The 16,106-nt window shown below is 46.8% G+C and carries 18 protein-coding genes and 1 tRNA gene; 4 read left to right on the forward strand and 15 right to left on the reverse strand.

Translation table 11 applies throughout. The annotated features are described in order from the left end of the window. The first annotated feature begins 277 nt into the window (after positions 1–277). Positions 278–1,414: a site-specific integrase gene (locus tag CVU71_03890; GenBank protein ID PKN20930.1), complete on the forward strand. Its 1,137-nt coding sequence runs from the start codon at positions 278–280 to the stop codon at positions 1,412–1,414. A 25-nt stretch (positions 1,415–1,439) separates the two neighbouring features. Here CVU71_03890 and CVU71_03895 read toward each other — a convergent pair. From CVU71_03895 to CVU71_03950, 12 genes are all read right to left on the reverse strand, one after another. Continuing rightward, a tRNA-Pro gene (locus tag CVU71_03895) sits at positions 1,440–1,516 on the reverse strand. Between the two features lie 4 nt (positions 1,517–1,520). Next, positions 1,521–2,117, reverse strand: coding sequence for a Non-canonical purine NTP pyrophosphatase (locus tag CVU71_03900; protein PKN20931.1), 597 nt, complete (start codon positions 2,115–2,117; stop codon positions 1,521–1,523). Further along, positions 2,117–2,845, reverse strand: coding sequence for a ribonuclease PH (locus CVU71_03905; GenBank protein ID PKN20932.1), 729 nt, complete (start codon positions 2,843–2,845; stop codon positions 2,117–2,119). Before CVU71_03905 ends, CVU71_03900 begins: the two co-directional genes overlap by 1 nt. A 130-nt stretch (positions 2,846–2,975) precedes the next feature. Further along, positions 2,976–3,659, reverse strand: coding sequence for a hypothetical protein (locus CVU71_03910; protein ID PKN20933.1), 684 nt, complete (start codon positions 3,657–3,659; stop codon positions 2,976–2,978). A 105-nt stretch (positions 3,660–3,764) separates the two neighbouring features. Beyond that, the gene (locus tag CVU71_03915) at positions 3,765–5,909 is read right to left on the reverse strand and encodes a GTP pyrophosphokinase (GenBank protein ID PKN20934.1); all 2,145 of its coding nucleotides are present in this window, start codon (positions 5,907–5,909) and stop codon (positions 3,765–3,767) included. A gap of 27 nt (positions 5,910–5,936) precedes the next feature. Beyond that, a complete protein-coding gene (locus CVU71_03920; GenBank protein ID PKN20935.1) occupies positions 5,937–7,661 on the reverse strand; it encodes a proline--tRNA ligase in 1,725 nt (574 codons plus the stop codon). A 9-nt stretch (positions 7,662–7,670) separates the two neighbouring features. After that, the gene (locus CVU71_03925; GenBank protein ID PKN21056.1) at positions 7,671–8,744 is read right to left on the reverse strand and encodes a 4-hydroxy-3-methylbut-2-en-1-yl diphosphate synthase; all 1,074 of its coding nucleotides are present in this window, start codon (positions 8,742–8,744) and stop codon (positions 7,671–7,673) included. Positions 8,745–8,932: 188 nt separating this feature from the next. Beyond that, positions 8,933–10,336 carry an amidophosphoribosyltransferase gene (locus CVU71_03930; protein ID PKN20936.1) on the reverse strand — a complete coding sequence of 468 codons (1,404 nt, stop codon included), beginning with the start codon at positions 10,334–10,336 and terminating at the stop codon, positions 8,933–8,935. Positions 10,337–10,353: 17 nt separating this feature from the next. Then, on the reverse strand, positions 10,354–10,869 hold the full coding sequence (locus tag CVU71_03935; protein PKN20937.1) for a pantetheine-phosphate adenylyltransferase: 516 nt from the start codon (positions 10,867–10,869) through the stop codon (positions 10,354–10,356). Further along, entirely contained in the window at positions 10,866–11,420 is a 555-nt protein-coding gene (gene rsmD, locus CVU71_03940; protein PKN20938.1) for a 16S rRNA (guanine(966)-N(2))-methyltransferase RsmD, read from the reverse strand. The genes CVU71_03935 and rsmD overlap by 4 nt, the downstream gene beginning before the upstream one ends. A 32-nt stretch (positions 11,421–11,452) precedes the next feature. Further along, positions 11,453–12,235, reverse strand: a complete 783-nt coding sequence (gene pssA, locus CVU71_03945; protein ID PKN20939.1) for a CDP-diacylglycerol--serine O-phosphatidyltransferase — start codon at positions 12,233–12,235, stop codon at positions 11,453–11,455. Beyond that, on the reverse strand, positions 12,232–12,873 hold the full coding sequence (locus tag CVU71_03950) for a phosphatidylserine decarboxylase family protein (GenBank protein PKN20940.1): 642 nt from the start codon (positions 12,871–12,873) through the stop codon (positions 12,232–12,234). The genes pssA and CVU71_03950 overlap by 4 nt, the downstream gene beginning before the upstream one ends. A gap of 150 nt (positions 12,874–13,023) precedes the next feature. Here CVU71_03950 and CVU71_03955 point away from each other — a divergent pair, with 150 nt between their 5' ends. The 3 genes from CVU71_03955 (at position 13,024) to CVU71_03965 (ending at position 14,045) form a co-directional block, all read left to right on the forward strand. Further along, positions 13,024–13,275, forward strand: coding sequence for a glutaredoxin family protein (locus CVU71_03955; protein PKN20941.1), 252 nt, complete (start codon positions 13,024–13,026; stop codon positions 13,273–13,275). Beyond that, complete coding sequence (locus CVU71_03960) at positions 13,275–13,607, forward strand: ferredoxin:thioredoxin reductase (protein ID PKN20942.1); 333 nt, start codon at positions 13,275–13,277, stop codon at positions 13,605–13,607. Before CVU71_03955 ends, CVU71_03960 begins: the two co-directional genes overlap by 1 nt. Before the next feature lie 153 nt (positions 13,608–13,760). After that, the gene (locus tag CVU71_03965; GenBank protein PKN20943.1) at positions 13,761–14,045 is read left to right on the forward strand and encodes a hypothetical protein; all 285 of its coding nucleotides are present in this window, start codon (positions 13,761–13,763) and stop codon (positions 14,043–14,045) included. 86 nt (positions 14,046–14,131) lie between these two features. Here CVU71_03965 and CVU71_03970 read toward each other — a convergent pair whose 3' ends face one another. The 3 genes from CVU71_03970 to sppA are packed head-to-tail and all read right to left on the reverse strand — an operon-like array spanning position 14,132 to position 16,103. Next, the gene (locus tag CVU71_03970) at positions 14,132–14,905 is read right to left on the reverse strand and encodes a hypothetical protein (GenBank protein ID PKN20944.1); all 774 of its coding nucleotides are present in this window, start codon (positions 14,903–14,905) and stop codon (positions 14,132–14,134) included. Then, positions 14,902–15,186 (reverse strand): integration host factor subunit beta, encoded by a 285-nt coding sequence (locus CVU71_03975; GenBank protein ID PKN21057.1) that lies wholly within the window; start codon positions 15,184–15,186, stop codon positions 14,902–14,904. The genes CVU71_03970 and CVU71_03975 overlap by 4 nt, the downstream gene beginning before the upstream one ends. Positions 15,187–15,206: 20 nt before the next feature. Continuing rightward, a complete protein-coding gene (sppA, locus tag CVU71_03980; protein PKN20945.1) occupies positions 15,207–16,103 on the reverse strand; it encodes a signal peptide peptidase SppA in 897 nt (298 codons plus the stop codon). Positions 16,104–16,106 lie beyond the last annotated feature (3 nt).

Consider the following 16,106-nt stretch of genomic DNA (forward strand, 5'->3'; position numbering starts at 1 on the left):
ATCTTTGGGAAAGAATAAAACCTAGAGGTAAGCCAAAAGGGGCGGGTCTGCTTTGCGGGTCGTGTATTATGAAAAATATTGAAGAAATCGGGAAATACGCAGCTTTTATGCTGACGGAGAAATAACGTGACAGACGACAAACTGTGGACAGTAAAGGACGTTGCAAATTTCTTGCAAATTTCTGCCAGAACTGTTTACGATAACGCCCATAATTTAGGGGGATTCTATCCCAAGGGGATAAGGGTTTTACGTTTTCGTCCGATGGGAGGACTTTTAAATGTCAATCTGGAAGGACAAAAATTACAAATATTGGGTGTATCAGTTCCAGTTCCGGGGAAAGGCATACGGGGCCAGGGGGTTCAAAACTCGCAGAGAGGCCGCAACAGGGCAAGAAAAACGCCGCCGGGATGCCAAGGCGGAATTAAAACAGATCCAGCAAGGCATGGGCTTTAAAGAAGCCGCAAGCGCATACCTAGACTACTCCGAAAGGAAACACGCCCCAGATACCTACAAATATAAAAAGCTGAACTACAAGGAATTTCTGCAAATGCACGGCGACGTGCCTATTAATCAGATCGAGCCGATTCATATCATTGCTTATCTCAGCTCATTAAAAACAAATGCAGTTTACAACGCCCGAAGAAAAGACCTATCCGCCCTTTTTGAATGGGCAATCAAAAGTTATAATCTTGATATAAAGAATCCTGTCAGCAAAATCGATAAGATGCCGCACACGGATAAAGTCAAGGCTGTTCCATCGGAGGATGAGATTGTCAAGCTTATTCTGGCGGCCGCCCCGGGTGACGAGCAGGACATTATTATGTGCTGTGTTCATTTACTCGGGCGAATAGATGAAATACTCCGCCTAACGTGGGATGATATTAATTTTGAGAAAAGAGCAGTTACGCTTTGGACCCGCAAACGAAAAGACGGGGCTTTTGAGCCCGATGACATGCCGATGAATGATGACCTTTATTCCATATTGAAGGCCAGGTATGGGCAAAGGAAGTCCGAAAAGTGGGTATTTTACAACGAAGAAACGGAAGATCGCTATTATCACCGCCCAAAGATGATGGCAAGCTTATGCCGGCGGGCGGGGATCTCGCCTATTGGAACAACGAAAAGGAAAATCGACCGGGGAAAAGACAAAGGGAAGTATAAAGACTTTCCCCTTTACTATGGATTTCATGCCCTGAGGCACTTCATGGCCTCTCATTTGATCGATCAGGAAAAGACCGGCCTGAAATCAGTGTCAAAGCTTTTGAGGCACAAGAACCTCAAAACGACAGAAATTTACATCCACTCAATAGATGAATCTGTTCGGCAGGCGACAACCAAAATTGAGGGGAAATTTACACCAAAAATGACAAATCAACTACAAGAGGCACTACAAAAAAATGGAAAGGAGATATAAATAATGCTTAAGCACTTGAAATCATTGGTCGGGGCGGCAGGATTTGAACCTGCGACATCTTGCTCCCAAAGCAAGCGCGCTACCAAGCTGCGCTACGCCCCGACTATTATGAATGAATGCTTTGACTCAGATGGCTTTTCAGTTTCGCAAATGCCTGCCCCCGGTGGCTGACCGTATTTTTAATTTCCGGCGGCAATTCCGCGGCTGTTTTATTCAGTTCGGGCGAAAGAAATATCGGATCATAACCGAAACCGTTTGTTCCCCGTCTTTCGTCAATGATCCGTCCCTGCCACCTAGCCTCAAAAGCCTCATAATGGCCGTCTGGATGATATAGCACCAGAGCACAAAAGAAAGACGCCGTCCTTTTCTCACCGGATATATCTTTCAACCGGTCCAGAAGTTTGCGGTTATTTTCTTCGTCTGTCGCTCCCTCGCCTGCATAGCGGGCGGAATAAATACCAGGCTCCCCTCCCAGAATATCCACTTGCAGACCAGAATCATCTGCGAGGACCGTTTCGCCTGTGAATCGGGAGATAATTTCTGCTTTTTTCAGAGCATTTTCGAGATAGGTTGCGCCATCCTCCACAATTTCCGGCAATGATTCAAAGTGGTTCAAGGATAGTAATTCTATATTCATTCCGGCAAGCATTTCGCTTATCTCTTTGACCTTGCCTTCATTTTTTGTCGCAAAAACGATTTTCATTATTTTAAAGAGCCTACTATTTCCTTCTGGCGGGCAATGATTCTGTCAATGCCTGCGGCTGCAAGCGTGGTCATCCCATCGAGTTGATCTTTGCTGAACGGCACATGTTCGGCTGTGCCCTGCACTTCAATGAATAAGCCCCGGCCGGTCATCACAAAATTCATATCGACCTCCGCCTGAGAGTCTTCTTCATACTCCAGATCCAGCAGTACCTGATTTTGCACGATACCGGCGCTGACCGCCGAAACAAAATCATTGACGGGAATTTCTTTTACCAGCCCCTGCTCTTTCATGTTTTTAAATAAATCAACCAGTGCAACAAAAGCTCCGGTGATTGACGCGGTGCGGGTTCCCCCGTCCGCCTGAATAACATCGCAATCGATATAAATGGTTCTTTCGCCAAAAGCGGTTAAATCCGTTACCGCCCGAAGGGATCTGCCGATCAGTCTTTGAATTTCATGCGTCCGGCCTCCCAGCTTGCCGCGTGCCGCTTCGCGTGACGAACGTGTCTGCGTGGACATGGGCAACATGGAATACTCGGCGGTCAGCCAGCCCTTTCCGGTATTTTTTAAAAAAGGAGCCGTTTTTTCATCCAGCGATGCCGCGCACAAAACTTTCGTATTACCGAATTCAACCATTACGGAACCCGGAACGTTCCGCAAATACCCGTTGGTGATGCGCACAGGCCGAAGCTCATCAAATTTTCTGCCATGATTTCTTGTAAACACAGGACTCCTGAACCGTTGTTCAATAATTACCGTAACATTTTAATATCATACCGGCATAAGAGGCCGTAATGAGATGGCTAGAACTGTAACAGTCTTGCCACTCGCATGGGTGGTTATTTCTTAACGGCCCCTAAAAGAATGCCTTGATGCTCTTCGCCAGGGCGAAGGCTATCTCCGTTTGTGTTTTGCCGGAAGTCAATTTTTTCTTTTCATCGGGATTGGTGGCAAAACCCATCTCCACGGTCAGCACAGGCACGGCTAAACCTTCCGCCAGCGGAACAACCGCTTCCCTGAGGCCTCTACCCTTGCGCGGGAACAAGCCGTCAAGATTTTTTTGCACCAGACGCGCCAGCTTCACCGTATCGTTCAGATATTGGCTGGCGTCCGCATTATTTGTTTTCGCACCTTTATGGGACGTTTCAAGGCCTTTGAAACCGGGATAATACAGTTCAAACCCTGATGAATTTTTACCGAAGCCGGCGTTGGCATGCAGGCTCAAAACCATAGCGGGCTTGATTTTCATTATATTCTTTTTGCGGTCATCCATTGACAGGGTCTTATCCGAATTCCTGGTCAGAACCACTTCCAGGTTGCTTTCCTTATCCAGTTCCTTCTTTAATGCCAGGGCAATGGCCAGTGTTAAATCCTTCTCGGCAACTTGAGAAACACCGACAACACCCGAATCCTCGCCGCCATGCGCCGGATCAATCATAACGATTTGTTTTACCGTCTGGGCGTGGAGCGAAAAACCCGGAAGGCACAACATCAGAACAGAAAAAAAGACGACGGTATATTTCAGCCATTTATTGATCATGATTCCACCAGTTTCCACATGTTATTTTCTTCCTGAATCAGGTTGGGCCTGCTTATAGCAGAGTGGATTTGTTTGTCAACAGACAAATGGAACTACTTGTTATTTTCAGGCCTTGCGTATCCTTTCGATGGACCGGACGATTTTTAATTGCCGAATGGCCGAAAAAATGGAATTGAGCTGCTGAGTATCATAGACATCAATGACGAATTCGCAGTTGGCGATCATATCCGTCGTCTCGACCTGGGCAAAGCTGATATTGATATCAAATGAAGTAATGACCGAACTGACCTCTGTGATAACACCCTTTCGGTCATTGCAGACCACCTTGATATGCACGGGATAGGCGTGTTTTTGGCGGACATCCCAGTTGACATCCACAATCCGTTCGGCATCAAGTCGTTTCAGATGCGGACAATTTTGGGTGTGAACCGTAATACCGCGTCCGCGGGAAATGTAACCGGATATTTCATCTCCCGGGATCGGATTACAGCACCGGGCAAATTTGACCATGACATCGTCGATACCGGTAAGACTGATACCCAGCGAAGGGGAAGCAGCGGACTTTTTCTTTTCCTTTTCCGAAAGTTTTTCAGCTTCCTTCGGCGCTTCTGCAACCAGAAAATGATTAACCACCTGCCTCGGTGATATCCGGCCGTAACCCACCTGTGAAATCAGATCATCCAGGGTCAGCAATGAATGTTCCGTCAGAATTTTCTTAATCTCGTCTGATTTAATATAATTCGCAAATTTCAGGTTGTTTCTCTTGAATTCTTTCTCCAGCAAATCTTTGCCCAGCGCCAGCGAACTGTTTTTTTCCTCCAGATTGATCCAGTTGCGGATTTTGGAAATGGCCCGCGACGTCACCACGTATTTCAACCAGTCTTTGCTGGGGTGGTGGCCGGCCTGCGTAATGATTTCCACTTGGTCCCCGTTTTGCAGCTGGTAACGAAGCGGCACAATATTACGATTGACCTTGGCTCCCGTGCATTTATTCCCGACATCGGTATGAATGCTGTAGGCAAAATCGATGGGTGTGGCTCCTTTGGGAAAAGATTTTACATCGCCGTGCGGCGTGAAGACATAAACTTCGTCCGGAAACAGCGCCATCTTCAGATTGGACATGAATTCTTTCGGGTTCTTGATGTCCTGCTGAATCTCCAGGGCCTCCCGGAGTTTTTTGATCTGATTGTCTTCATTGTTCTGGAAAGCCCGTCCCTCTTTATAGCGCCAGTGAGCCGCAATGCCCTTTTCCGCCCATTCATGCATGGCCCGGGTTCGAATCTGAATTTCAACTCTTTCACCGTAGGGGCCGATGACCGCCGTGTGCAGAGACTGATAGTTGTTGGCCTTGGGCATGGCGATATAGTCTTTGAACCGGCCGGGAACCGGTTTCCATAAGGCGTGCACGATGCTGAGCGCTTCATAACAGGTTTTATCGAGATCGGAATCCATGATAATGCGAAAGGCGATGACGTCATAGACTTCATCAAAATTGATATGTTGTTCATGCATTTTTTTGTAAATGCCGTATAAATGCTTCGCCCGGCCTTCCACTTCGGCTTTTATGGCTACTTTTTCCAGTTCTTTAAAAATGATGGTTTTTACTTCTTCCGTGTAGCGGTTGCGCGACTCCTGGGATTTGGCGACCCGCGTGGCGATTTCATTGAAAGCGGCGGGCGAGATGTACTGAAAGGCCAGGTCTTCCAGCTCCATCTTCATCCAGTTGATCCCCAGACGATTAGCCAGCGGAGCATAGACATCCATCGTTTCGCGCGCGATATAAATCTTCCGATCGGGCTTTTGATACTGAAGGGTTCTCATGTTGTGAATGCGGTCGGCTAATCGGACCAGGAGGATGCGGATATCGGCGGACATCGCCAGAATCATTTTCCGGAAATTTTCGGCCTGTCTTTCTTCCTGCGAACCGAATGAAATGCGGCTGAGTTTTGTCAGGCCCGTCACCAGAAAAGCGACATCCTTGCCGAATTCCTTCTCGATTTGTTCGTTGGTGGTCAGGGTATCTTCAATCGTGTCATGCAACAGTCCGCTGATGATGGTCGCCGAATCCATCTTCATGTCGGTAAGGATCCCGGCAACTTCCATGGGATGCGTCAGGTAGGGCTCGCCGGATAAACGCACCTGACCCTGATGCACCGTGGCCGAGTAAATATAGGCCTTTTGAATCATCTCCAGCTCTTCGGCTGTCAGATAGGCCTGAGCTTTATCAAGAACATCATTGATTCTTAACATGAAGATTCCCAGTCCAATGCGCGGCTGTCAACTGGCTCCGTTTAATTCTGAAGCAATTATTTTCCGGACTTCTGAAACAATATCCTGGATCGCATAAAGGCTGCTCTCGCCGGTTTTGCGGATTTTCAACTCCACCTGACCCTGTTTGAGATTCTTGGGACCCACGACAATCCTGAGTGGAATACCGATCAGATCGGCATCCTTAAACTTCACCCCCGCCCGCTCATCGCGGTCATCGAGAATAACCTCCACGCCCAGGGCCTGCAATTCCGAATAAATATCCTCCGCTGCTTTCATGACCTCGGCCTCGTTGATATTCACGGGCGTGACAATCACCGTATAGGGCGCAAGCGGCATGGGCCAGATAATGCCGTTTTCATCGAAATTCTGTTCAATACAGGCAGCCACCGTCCTGCCGATGCCGATGCCGTAGCAGCCCATAATCATGGTTTTTTCCTTGCCGTCGCGATCCAGATAAACGGCTTTCATGGCTTTGCTGTATTTTGTTCCCAGTTTGAAAACGTGACCGACTTCAATGCCACGAACAAACTTGATCGCGCCTTTGCATCGCGGACAGGCGTCACCAGGCGTGGATACACGTAAATCAGCGTAAGCTTCGATCTGAAAATCCCGTCCGATATTGACATTTTTAAGATGACAATCTTCTTTGTTGCCGCCGGTTACCAGATTGACAAGGTTCATGATGGAATAATCGGCAATGACTTTGACTTTAATGCCGACGGCGCCGGCAAAACCGCGGGGCGCGCCGGTGGCCTTCATAATCATTTCATCGTCGGCCAATGCAACTTCTGAGGCTCCCAGATAATTTTTCACCTTGATTTCATTAACGTCCTGATCGCCGCGAATCAGCACCGCGCAGGGCTTGCCGTCTGCGTTGAAGATCAGTGTCTTGACAATCTGTCCGGGTGATACATTCAGGAATGAACTGACTTCATCAATGGTGCGAACATTCGGTGTCTCAACGCTTTCCATCGGCAGCCAGTCTTTTTCCGCCGTGTCTGTCTTTTCCGGCCGGGCGATTTCGGCCTTTTCCAGATTGGCGGCATAGTTGCATTCTTCACAAAAGACAATGGCGTCCTCACCCGATTCGGCCATGACCATGAACTCATGCGAATAACTTCCGCCGATGCTGCCCGAATCCGCCTCTACCGGACGGTACTGCAAACCGCAGCGTCGGAAAATATTGTTGTAGGCGGCAAACATTTTCTGATAGCTTTTTTCCGCGCCTGCTTCATCCGCGTCAAAACTGTACGCGTCTTTCATGCCGAATTCGCGGCAGCGCATCACACCGAAGCGAGGACGCACTTCGTCGCGGAATTTTGTCTGAATCTGATACAGATTGCGCGGCAGCTGCCGGTAGGTTTTAATATCATGGCGCACCAGATCCGTGATGACCTCTTCATGGGTCGGCCCCAGGCAATAGTCGCGGTCATTACGGTCGCGAAATCTTAAAAGCTCCTTACCGTAATATGTCCAGCGTCCGGACTCCTGCCATAATTCCGCGGGCTGCACCATCGGGAGATGAACCTCCTGGGCCCCGGCTTTATTCATTTCCTCGCGGATAATCTGTTCTACTTTTCTAATGACACGATAGCCCAGCGGCAGATAGGAATAAATGCCGCTGGTTAGTTTTCTGATCATTCCTGCCCGAATCATGAGCTGATTGCTGACCACCTCTGCGTCGGACGGCACTTCCCGCCCGGTGGGCAGGTGCATTTCCGAGTAACGCATTAACCCTCCTTATTTTTCATTGTCCAGGGATTCTATCTCTTCGAGCAAAACCGGGACAAAATCTTTTTCTTCGACTTTTTTATAAGCGACGCCCTTTTTAAACATCATACCGAACCCGTGACCGCCGGCAATGCCGATATCGGCTTCCGCCGCTTCACCGGGCCCGTTGACCACACAGCCCATTAAAGCAACTTTAATATATTTTTTCCGATGGGCAAGCGCTTTTTCGATCTTTTCCGTTAATCCCAGGAGATCAATCTGGCAGCGTCCGCAGGTGGGACAGGAAATGATTTCCGGACCGACTTGACGAATTTTCAACGCCCGCAGAATCCCGTAAGCCAGCGGCATTTCCAAAAGCGGACTTCCCGTGACGGAAACACGGATCGTATCACCGATCCCGTCATAAAGCAGCGGGCCGATGCCCAGAGCGGACTTGATCGCGGCATTGACGACCGTTCCGGCTTCTGTCACGCCCAAATGCAAAGGATAATCCGTTTTGTCGGCGATCATGCGATAGGCTTCAATCATCATCGGCACGTCCGATGACTTAAGCGAAAGTTTGATTAAATCAAATCCCAAACCCTCGAACATCTCAAGGTTGCGCATTGCGCTGGCGCAAAGGGCTTCCGCCGTGACGCCGCCATAATCCAGAACAAGATCTTTTTGCAGGGAACCGGCGTTAACGCCGATGCGGATAACGGTTTGCCGCTCTTTGGCTGCTTTAACGATCTCGGCAATCTTCTCTTTGACGATGTTTCCGGGATTGATGCGGATGCCGTCTGCACCGTTTTTGATGGCGTCGATGGCCAGCTGATATTGGAAATGAATATCAGCAATCAGGGGAATTTTGATGCGATTTTTAATCGCCGGTATCGCCTGAACGGCTTCGTCATCCGGAACAGCCACACGTACGATCTCACAGCCGGCTTCCTGCAATGCATTGATCTGATTGACCGTCGCTTCAATATTCCGAGTATCCGTGTTGGTCATGGATTGGACAACAACAGGTGCATCGCCTCCTATTTTGACGGATCCGACTTGAATTTCTCTGGATTTTCTTCTTTTCCTGGGACCATTTTCCATGGATTTATGCTCACTTTTATTATTTTGAGATTTTATAACATGTGTATGCATCCTGGGCAATGTCTAATTTGTGGAAATCCACTTCCTTTTCTTCGGAATAATAAAAAACGGCAGTTGCGGATGGTTCTTGATGAACGCCACCGTCAACTGCCGCCTTATGAACTGAAAATCAGCAGGGTTGTTCCGGATTATTTCCCCAGCCAGCAATGCAGGCAAAGCTGCTCTGCAGGCAGACCAATCGCATCAATCATGTCTTCGATGGTCATATATTTCAGAGACGTTACATTTAAATTATGTCTGATCCATTCAATCATTTTAGCGTGCTTTGATGATGCCGTGTCAAGATAATCAGACGGATCATCAATAACTTTCCCTTCCAGTGCACGCATCGCTTTATGACAAGCCAGTTCAGCCGTTGTTCTGGTCGAAGACGCATAAATACAGGGGTACATCAGAGGCGGACAGGCGGGACGGATATGAATTTCTTTGGCGCCGTTATCCCACAATTTTTTTACCGTCAAATTTTTTAACTGCGTTCCGCGAACGATGGAGTCGTCGCAAACAATCATCCGGTTGCCGTTAATCACATCTCTTACAGCAACGAGTTTCATAGTGGCAACCAGATCACGAATTTCCTGAGTGGGCGGAGTATAACTCCTTCCGTAACCGGGCGTATACTTCACCAGGGGCCGTCGATACGGAATCCCGGATGCCATCGCGTAACCGATGGCGTGACCGACTCCGGAATCGGGCACACCGGCGACAAAATCCGCTTCAACGTTATCCCGCTTGGCTAAATATGCGCCGCAGCGTTCCCGGGTCCGCTCCACACTGACGCCGTCATACGTCGATGAAGGCGACCCCGTATAAATCCACAAAAACGAACAGATTTTCTTTTCTTTACCTTCCGGTTTGAGCTGTTTGATGCCGTCAGGCGCAAGCAACACAATTTCTCCAGGTCCCAGAAAACGAAATAGTTCATATCCAAGATTTTCAAAGGAGCTTGCTTCAGTGGCCACAACATAGGATTTCCGGCTTTTGTCCTTGCTCTGACCCAGCGCCAGGGGAAAGCGTCCAACCTTATCCCGGGCGGCATAAATGCCCTCCGGTGTCAGGACCAGAACACAAATAGACCCCTCAATAATTCCCCGCATGGAGGCGATTCCTTCTACAATATTATCCCCCCGGTTGATCAGGGAAGCGACAACCTCCGCGTTATTGATGCCACCCCCCGCCATTTCCGTAAAGGAGGCTCCTTCATTGAGCAATTCGCTGACCAGCTCGCTTTTATTGGTGATGAGGCCTGTGGCAACCACGGCATAAATACCGAACTTGGAACGGAAGATCAGGGGTTGCGGCGATTCATCATCAATGGCTCCGATGCCGTAGTATCCGTCCATCTTTTTATAATCATCAACAAATCGCGATTTAAACTGCGCCTGCGATATGCCGTGAATCGTGTTATAAAAACCTTTGTCGCCAAAAACAGCCATGCCGCCGTTTTCTGTTCCCAGATGAGAATGATAATCCGTTCCGTAAAAGAGCGCCTGAACACAACTATCTTGTGCTACTACTCCAAAAAGACCTCCCATTTTTCCCTTCCTTCCGGCTACTTCCTGTTATTGTTAATATTATATTTTTCCATTAATTTTTGATGCACATTTTCGGGAACGAGACCCTTGACCGATCCTCCCAGACTGGCCACCTCCTTGATAAGGTTGGAGCTGGTGTAAAACCACCTGAATCCGCTCATGAGAAAGACCGTCTCGATATTTTTTGTCTGGCGGCGGTTCATCAGCGCCATTTGAAATTCATATTCAAAATCGGAAAGAGCGCGCATGCCCCGCAGTATCGTACTCGCCCCGGAGTTTTTGAGATAATCAATGAGCAGTCCGTCATGAGAATCCACTCGAATCCCCTCATAATTTTGAAATATTTCCCGGATGAACTGACACCGCTCTTCTACTGAAAACAGGGATGATTTTCTCGGGTTATATGCAACAAGAACGATGATTTCATCGAAGATTCTGTTGCCTCTTTTAATAATATCCACATGGCCGTTGGTTATCGGATCAAACGAACCCGGGTAAATCGCAACTTTGCTGTCAAATTTTTCTTGCGTCATGAACTTTCCACCCTAAGAAAAGTTAATAAATTGTCCCCATATTTTCTCTGGTCCGCCACAGACCATCTGTCCGGAAGCGCTTTTATTTGTTCCCGGACTGAATGTTGAAAAACAATGATGCCTTCTTCTTGTAGAACAGGATATTCGTTCAACGCACCAAGTGTTTTTCCGATAAAGCCCTGGTTATAGGGAGGATCGGCAAATATCACATCAAATCTGCATTTTTTTCCATAAAGATCACGCAGGGCCGATTGAATGTCGGCATGGATGACCAGACATTTTCCCGAATAACCGCATAGTGAAACGTTTTCATGAACAACTCCGACAAGATCCTTGCTTTTTTCAACAAAGGTAACTTCTTTTGCTTGACGACTGGCGGCCTCCAACCCCACGGACCCGGATCCGGCAAATAAATCCAGAAAGAACTGGTCCGCTGGTGATCCCAATAGATTAAAAAGAGCTTCCCTTAAAAAATCAGTAGTGGGTCTTTGCGTTGAACGGGGAGGAAATTTCAGCGCCCTTCCTTTTGCTTCACCTCCGGAAATTCTCATAATATCACTCTGGAATCAGAACATCACTCTGGCTAAGATTCCTGTTTAGGCTCATCGCTCGTCAGGTCTTTCTGACGCATTTTCTGAATAAATTTTAAAACCCACCAGACAGGACCGGACAGAGCATACCCGACCATAATAACGAAAGCCATAATTTCCGGTTTATAATAAAAAACTAAAAAAATGCCTATGGCAACAAGCAATATCTTAAAGGGCATCCGCGAACGGAAATTCATGTTTTTAAAGCTGTAATATTTGATGTTGCTGACCATCAAGAGGGCTAAAATCACAACCAGAATCATAATCATCTTGAAAGGATCACGAAGGGTCCCTTCAAAACCAATGTGATCAAAAAATATCACGGTTGTGGCAATGACGCAGGCGGCTGCGGGAATGGGAAGCCCATTGAAATATTTACTGTCGATCAGACCGATCTGAATATTAAAGCGGGCCAGCCGCAAGGCGCCGCATGCCACGAAAAGAAATCCGGCCATCCAGCCCGGTTTACCGTCAAATGACATAGCCCAGGTATAGGCCAACAGGGCCGGCGCAACGCCGAAAGCAATCAGATCAGCCAGCGAATCATATTCCGCGCCGAATTTGCTGGTTGTGTTGGTCATTCGGGCGATTCGCCCGTCCAATCCGTCGAAGATCAGCGATATGATGATGGCAATGGCCGCCAGAAAAAACTTTTCCTGAACAGACGCAATGATGGAATAAAATCCCATAAACAAACTTGCCGTTGTAAAAAGGTTCGGCAGAACATAGATTCCTTTTTTAATGCGCATATTTCTGATGTGCCGTTCTTTATTCATGAAAGGTATCCTAAGGGTGTTTGTCCCGCCCGGACTTTGTCATTCAGATTTACAACAATTCGGGAATCCGTAGGCAAAAATACTTCAACGCGGGAGCCGAAGCGAATCAAACCGAACCGTTCGCCTTTTTTAATATTTTCTCCTTCACGGGTCCAGCAGACAATTCTCCGGGCGATGAGTCCGGCAATCTGCACCGTCCAAATGGCACGGTCGTCTTTTGTGCGAATCATTACTTCATTTCGTTCATTTTCCGCCGAGGCCTTATCCAGATTGGCCGACAGGAATTTGCCCTTGTGGTAATAAATCTTTTCTATCACCCCGTCATAGGGGGCACGATTCACATGGACATTAAAGACATTCATGAAAATACTGATTTTCTTAAACCGGCCGGTGATAGTGCCCTGAACGTCAACTTCTTCTATTCTGATAACTTTACCATCGGCCGGGCAGATCACTAGTTTATCCTCTTCCTGATAATACCTCTCCGGATTGCGGAAAAAACAGATGATGAAAACCGTAATTGCGGCTAAGGAAAGCGTCAGCCACAGGATACCGAAAAAAGCTGCAAAGACAGTGAAGACGAGGGAAAGGATGATAAAGGGGAAACCTTCGTAAGCGATAATACTATTATGTTTCATACAGTATTTTATCTTTCCTTAAGTGAGGTTTTGTTGATATATGAATTGAGTGTTCTTGTCAATAAATCTTTGCCTACAAATTCATGACTATCAGCTTGACATCGCAGCCAAAAGACATATATAAATCATAAAATTTCAGGAGGCTATCCAATGTCAACGAAAGTTAAAATATATACTTTAAGCACATGCAGCCATTGCAAAGCGGCAAAAAAATTTCTGAATGAAAACAACGTTACGTTTGATGCAACGGATGTCGACTTGCTCAAGGGCGCGGACAGAGAAGCCGTGCTGAATGAGGTTGTACAGTATAACCCGCAACGTTCTTTTCCTACCATCATCATCGGCAACAAAATTATTATCGGTTTTAAAGAGCATGACATCAAGGAGGCGTTGGGAATTTAATGACGCCTTCCGAACTATATGATCTGTTAAAAAAAGCCCAGGAGCCCAAGGGTTATTTCTTTAACAAAGACAGGGATTGGGTACTTTCCATCCTCCGGGATCTGCTCGTCAACAAGGAACGTTATGGTTACACATCCTGCCCCTGCCGCCTGGCCTCGGGTGACCGTGAAAAAGACCGTGACATCATGTGTCCATGCGTTTACCGGCCTGAAGATGTGAAAGAATACGGAAGTTGTTATTGCAACTTATATGTTAACCGGGACTGGAATGATGATAAGATTCCTCACCGGTATGTTCCGGAAAGACGACCGCCGGAAAAAATATTTTTTTGATTTTCTTTTTTTATAATTGACAATTTAGCATTGTATTCGAGTTTACCGCACCCATGATGCCTGATGGGGAATTTTTTATATCATAATTGTTGACAAACGATTCAAGTCACCATAAGTTCTATCCGATTTAACATTTGCGAAGGGATCATTTTAATGATTAATATTTATATCTGTAAGAAAAAGGGAAATTTAATAGCGGAAATCTGCACGGATACCACCTGCGAATGGCGTCTTAAAAACGAAGCTTTCTTAAACTGCACCTGGGTTGCCTGTAATTACGGACCTTTTACTCTCGAAGAAGTCGGCGATATGATGGGGGTGACCCGGGAACGAATTCGTCAAATCGAAGCAAAAGCTCTGAAAAAGCTTCAGCATAAGAAAAGACGGGATCAACTTAAGGATTTTGCCGCACCGGGCAATGACTGGGATAATCTGTAAACTTTTCCCCACTTCTCATTAGAAGATACATTTTAATCGCGTACCCTCGTGTGACCTTCAGGTCATCAGGGTAGAAGAAGTGGGGTTTATTTTTGTTTTTTCTTCCGCAACTTTTCCAGAAACAGCACTTCATTCATGTGAATTTTGCGTTCATCACGGGCAAACAACATCCCGCCAATGGAAAGTTCCATATCCAGAGCGGCAATCTTATCCATTCTGGGCACAACAGAACAAATATTCTTCAGTTCCTCAATGGCTTTGACTGATCTTTCGGATAATGTCTCCGCCATTTTCTCTGCGACCTGCATAAACTTTTCAGGGGGCGCCACTTTATTGACCAGACCGATTCTCTCCGCTTCATTGGCTCCCATGGGTTCGCCCAGCATCACGATTTCTTTTGCTTTGGGCACCCCCACAATCTGGCTTAATGGATAAAAAAGAGGACTTAATCCGAACTTCAATTCCGGATGGCAGAAGATAGCACTTTCCGATGCAACAATCAGATCACAAACCGTCACGATATTGAATCCGCCGCCCAGAGCTATGCCACCGACTGCGGCAATAACCGGTTTGGGATATGAATAAATTTTCTTCAGATATCTTTTCATCGATTCAAAATAGTCGTCAATTTCCACATTCGACAGAGACGACATTTCTTTGATGTCCATACCGGCTGAAAAAACATATTCTCCACCGGTAATGATCAAAGCTTTCATCTGCTGGTCCGCTTCAACGTCCAGAAGCGCTTCATTAAATTCCAGTCTCATTTCCTGAGACAGAGCATTCATTTCATGAGCACGATTGAATCGGATGATAGCGTAAGCTTTCTTCTTATCAACAATGATGTTTTTATAAGTCATCTTTTATTATCTACCTTCAACCGGAGATCCTTAGCTGTTTTAAAAAAAGGAATCCTTCTATCGCCAAGAGTGACCTCGGCCCCTGACTTGGGATTGCGGCCGATTCTGGATTTCCTTTCACGCATGGTAAACGTGCCGAATCCTCTTATTTCGATTCTTTCATTTTTCTTCAAGGCGCCGGTCATGGAACTCAAAATTGCTTCCACCGCTAAAGCAATATCCTTTTGCGAATAACTTTTAAACTTTACCTGAGTTCTTTTGATTAATTCATTTTTCGTCATAGCGGCTTTTTCGGCGAATATCAGGGGTGGTACAAATAACTGACCCCTCCCCATTTCTCAGCTTTCTCTTTTACGGATCGGCTGAGCTGATTGGCCGCGCTTTCGAACATATAATCAAAAACGGAAGGGTGCTTTTTTCTAGGATAAACCAAATCGTATTTTCCGTTTTTACCGGCCAGAACGCTGGCCAGCTTTGCTGCGGCTGCCATATCGCCCAGCTGATCAACCAAACCGTATTCTTTAGCCTTTCTTCCCGTAAAAACGCGTCCGTCCCCTATCGCCATAACCTGCTCGCGAGTCATTTTACGATCCCGGACAATAACATCTATAAATTGATTGTAAATGTCATTAACCAGTTCCTGAATAATAATTCGTTCTTCAGGCGTCATCTCACGCGTAGGAGAACCAATGTCCTTGTACTGTCCGCTTTTGACAACGGATGATTTCACACCGACCTTTTTTAAAAGCTCCTCCACATTGGCAAATTGCATAATCGCCGATATGCTCCCGGTAATGGTTCCCGGATTGGCCACGATTTTATCACCTGCACAGGCAATCAGCAAACCACCTGAGGCAGCAACAGACCCCATTGATACTACCACTTTTTTCTTTTTCTTGAGTTCCACTACGGCATCATAAATTTCCTGTGACGCGGCAACACCACCACCGGGTGAATCAATGCGCAGAACTACGGCCACAATGGAGCTGTCTTTCCCGAATTCATCTATAATTTCCGTAATTTCAAGAGAGTCGGTGATCACGCCTTCAACAGTCACAACACCGATCCTGTCTTTTAAAGAAAAGCTTTGCGTGGTGACACTACCGGATCGGGCGCCTGCTCTATAAAAGAACACATATAGAACAGCGCCCAGTGCGATCAGTATAACCAATCCCAGAATTACGGGATGTTTTCTCATGTT

Source organism: Deltaproteobacteria bacterium HGW-Deltaproteobacteria-6 (genome assembly GCA_002840435.1).
Classification (GTDB): Bacteria; Desulfobacterota; Syntrophia; order Syntrophales; family Smithellaceae; genus UBA8904.